We start from the raw sequence: 3,444 nt of genomic DNA on the forward strand, positions 1-3,444 counted from the left end.
TGCAGCTTTATAACGGATTTTAGACAGCTCGTATGACATTTTTTTGAAGCAATCCGTCACATTTTACTTACATGTACATCCCACCGTTCACCGGGATTGTAGCCCCAGTGACGTATGCCGCACCGTCGGATGCAAGAAAAGCGACCACAGACGCGATCTCTTGAGCTTGTCCCAGACGACCCAGCGGAATCTGCGTCTGCAAGGCTTCACGCTGTGCTTCAGGCAGCTCGCGGGTCATATCGGTGTCGATAAACCCTGGGGTTACCGAGTTGACCGTAATCGAACGCGAACCGACTTCACGCGCCATTGCACGGCTGAAACCTTCCAGACCGGCCTTGGCGGCTGCATAGTTTACTTGGCCAGCGTTGCCCATGGCACCCACCACCGAGCCAATACTGATAATTCGACCCCAACGTGCCTTGGTCATACCGCGCAAAACGCCCTTGGACAGGCGGAATAGACTGTTCAGGTTGGTATCGATCACGTCGTACCACTCATCGTCTTTCATGCGCATCATCAGGTTATCGCGGGTGATACCGGCATTATTGACCAGGATCGCCACCGGCGCACCGAACTGCTCCTGAATGCTCGCCAGCACTGCGCTGACCGATTCATCGCTGGTAACGTTCAGCTCAAGGCCAGTGCCCTGAATACCGTTTTCCTTCAGGGTTGCCGCAATGCGCTCAGCGCCCGAAGCGGAAGTCGCGGTGCCAATAACGATGGCGCCCTGACGACCCAGTTCCAGTGCGATAGCCTGGCCGATACCGCGGCTTGCGCCGGTGACCAGTGCAACTTTACCTTGCAGACTCATGCAAGTTTCTCCTGATTCAGGCTTGCGCTGCACGGGCGGCAGCGAAAGCGTCTGGGGTATTGAGGTTGGAAGTCGCGACGCCTTCGGCGCAACGTTTGTTCAGACCGGCCAGCACTTTGCCCGGGCCGCATTCGACCAGATCGGTCGCGCCTTTGGCAGCGAGAGTCTGTACCGACTCGACCCAGCGCACTGGCTTGTAGAGTTGTTCGAGCAGATCGCGCTTGAGGGTTTCCAGATCAGCCGGCACTTGCGCGCTGACGTTCTGTACGACCGGGATTTGCGGCGCCTGCCAGTCGATGGCGGCGATGGATTCGGCAAAACGCTCAGCGGCCGGACGCATCAGTTCGCAGTGCGACGGCACGCTGACTGGCAACGGCATGGCACGCTTGGCGCCACGCGCCTTGCAACCTTCAATGGCGCGCTCGACAGCAGCCTTGGCGCCGGCGATCACTACCTGGCCCGGGGAGTTGAAGTTCACTGCACTGACCACTTCGCCTTGTGCAGCTTCTGCGCAGGCTGCCAGCACGTCAGCATCTTCCAGACCGAGAATGGCAGCCATGCCACCCTGCCCGGCCGGAACGGCTTCCTGCATCAGTTGACCACGACACTCAACGAGCTTGACCGCGTCAGCCAGTGTCAGGCTGCCAGCGGCAACCAGCGCGCTGTATTCACCCAGGCTGTGACCGGCAACAAAAGCCGGACGCGCGCCACCTTCAGCCAGCCACAGACGCCACAGGGCGATCGAAGCGGTCAGAATGGCCGGTTGGGTCTTGTCGGTTTGATTGAGCAGCTCTTCCGGACCCTGCTGGGTCAGCGCCCACAGGTCGTAACCCAGAGCATCGGATGCTTCTTTGAAAGTTTCGAGGATCAACGGGTATTGCGCGCCCAGCTCGGCCAGCATGCCGAGGGACTGCGAACCCTGTCCTGGAAAGACGAATGCGAGGGAAGCAGACATGTAACAAGCCCCTAATGATCTTGTCGTCGGAAAATGACGCCCCACGTGGGGACGCAAGAAACTGACAGTTGGATGGCCCTTTGAACCGGGCGGTCACATTTAAGCATTGTCCGACGAAAACGCCTAAGACAACAAATCCTCCAGGCGACCGTGAAGGCGCTCGGGCAGATTCTCCTGAATCTCGATCAGCGCCCGCTGAATCGCACTCTGAAAGCCCTGAACCCCGGCCGAACCGTGACTTTTCACGACGATGCCCTGCAAGCCGAGAAAGCTTGCGCCATTATGTCGCGCCGGCGCCAGGTCCGCCTGCAAGCGCTTCATCAATGGCAGCGCCAATGCACCGACAACACGTGAGGCGAAGTTCTTTTTGAACAGCGCCTCGATGCGCGCCGCGATCATCGTCGCCAGGCCTTCGCTGGATTTCAGCAGTATGTTGCCGACAAAACCGTCGCACACCACCACGTCAGCCTCCCCGCGATACAACCCGTCGCCTTCGATGAAGCCGATGTAGTTGATGCCGCGAGCAGCCTGCAGCAGCGTCGCTGCCAGCTTGACCTGCTGATTGCCCTTGATGTCTTCGGTACCGATGTTCAGCAGCGCGACGCGCGGGCGATGGATACCCAGCGTCTGCGCTGCCACCGAGCCCATCACGGCAAACTGCAGCAGATGCTCGGCAGTGCAATCGACATTGGCGCCGAGATCGAGCAACTGACAAAAACCCTTCTGCGTCGGAATCGCAGCAACCATGGCCGGACGATCAATACCCGGTAACGTTTTCAGAACGAAGCGCGACAGCGCCATCAGCGCACCGGTGTTACCGGCACTGACACACGCCTGAGCCTTGCCATCACGCACCCGTTCGAGAGCGACACGCATCGACGAATCCGGCTTGCCACGCAGGGCCTGGGCAGGTTTTTCGTCCATGGTGATGACTTCGCTGGCCGCAACAATCGTCAGGCGCGCGCGATCGGCAGCCGATTGGCCGTGGATCAGCTCTTCAAGAAGGGAGGGTTGACCGACGAGGGTCAGGTGCAGCGAGGGCGTAGCAGACAGGCAAGCAAGGCTGGCCTGAACAATGCTGCGGGGACCGACGTCCCCGCCCATTGCGTCAATCGCGATGACTTGAGCAGACAAGTGATTACTCGTCAGCGCCCTTGTCGATCACTTTACGGCCACGGTATACGCCTTCTGGCGATACGTGGTGACGCAGGTGAATTTCACCGGTGGTTTTTTCTACAGACAGAGTGCTTGCCGTCAGGGCATCGTGCGAACGACGCATGTCACGGGCAGAGCGGGATTTTTTGTTCTGCTGAACAGCCATAATTGATTAACTCCTAAACGTTTGGGTCACGCTTTAACTGCGCCAATACACTGAACGGGTTGGACCGCGTTGACTCGTCCTCGCTCGGTTCGGGCTCATCGAGACCCGCCGGCTGCTGGCATTCTTCCGGATGATGAGCAGGCACAATGGGCAAGGCGAGCAGAAGCTCCTCCTCGATCAGTGACTGCAGATCCAATGGATCTTCGCCCAGTTCCAGCACGTCATAACCTTTCGGCAACGACTGGGTATTCGCACCCTCTTTCACCACAGCATAACTGCATTCGCGGTTGATCGGCAGGGTGACCAGCTCAAGACAACGCTGGCAAACCATTTTGACCTCGGTGTCGATAAAGCTGT

The 3,444-nt window shown here is 58.7% G+C and carries 5 protein-coding genes; all 5 read right to left on the bottom strand.

What is annotated here, in order from left to right; translation table 11 throughout:
• Nucleotides 1-67: 67 nt before the first annotated feature.
• Nucleotides 68-811: a 3-oxoacyl-ACP reductase FabG gene (gene fabG / locus ACIPZE_RS28740; protein WP_007908254.1), complete on the bottom strand. Its 744-nt coding sequence runs from the start codon at nucleotides 809-811 to the stop codon at nucleotides 68-70.
• Nucleotides 812-827: 16 nt separating this feature from the next.
• Nucleotides 828-1,766, bottom strand: coding sequence for an ACP S-malonyltransferase (fabD, locus tag ACIPZE_RS28745; RefSeq protein WP_400776800.1), 939 nt, complete (start codon nucleotides 1,764-1,766; stop codon nucleotides 828-830).
• 123 nt (nucleotides 1,767-1,889) lie between these two features.
• On the bottom strand, nucleotides 1,890-2,900 hold the full coding sequence (gene plsX / locus ACIPZE_RS28750; protein ID WP_400776803.1) for a phosphate acyltransferase PlsX: 1,011 nt from the start codon (nucleotides 2,898-2,900) through the stop codon (nucleotides 1,890-1,892).
• Nucleotides 2,901-2,904: 4 nt separating this feature from the next.
• Nucleotides 2,905-3,087 (bottom strand): 50S ribosomal protein L32, encoded by a 183-nt coding sequence (gene rpmF / locus ACIPZE_RS28755; protein ID WP_008152339.1) that lies wholly within the window; start codon nucleotides 3,085-3,087, stop codon nucleotides 2,905-2,907.
• Between the two features lie 13 nt (nucleotides 3,088-3,100).
• Nucleotides 3,101-3,444, bottom strand: a 344-nt coding sequence (locus ACIPZE_RS28760) for a YceD family protein (RefSeq protein WP_400776807.1), incomplete at its 5' end; no start/stop codon positions are given.

Origin of the sequence: Pseudomonas sp. NPDC089741 (assembly GCF_044748825.1) — a bacterium.
Taxonomy (GTDB): domain Bacteria; phylum Pseudomonadota; class Gammaproteobacteria; order Pseudomonadales; family Pseudomonadaceae; genus Aquipseudomonas; species Aquipseudomonas helmanticensis.

What these genes read in the sequence shown, in the direction of transcription:
- fabG (WP_007908254.1), bottom strand. Translation starts at nt 811, where the DNA reads ATGAGTCTGCAAGGTAAAGTTGCACTGGTCACCGGCGCAAGCCGCGGT.
- fabD (WP_400776800.1), bottom strand. Translation starts at nt 1,766, where the DNA reads ATGTCTGCTTCCCTCGCATTCGTCTTTCCAGGACAGGGTTCGCAGTCC.
- rpmF (WP_008152339.1), bottom strand. Translation starts at nt 3,087, where the DNA reads ATGGCTGTTCAGCAGAACAAAAAATCCCGCTCTGCCCGTGACATGCGT.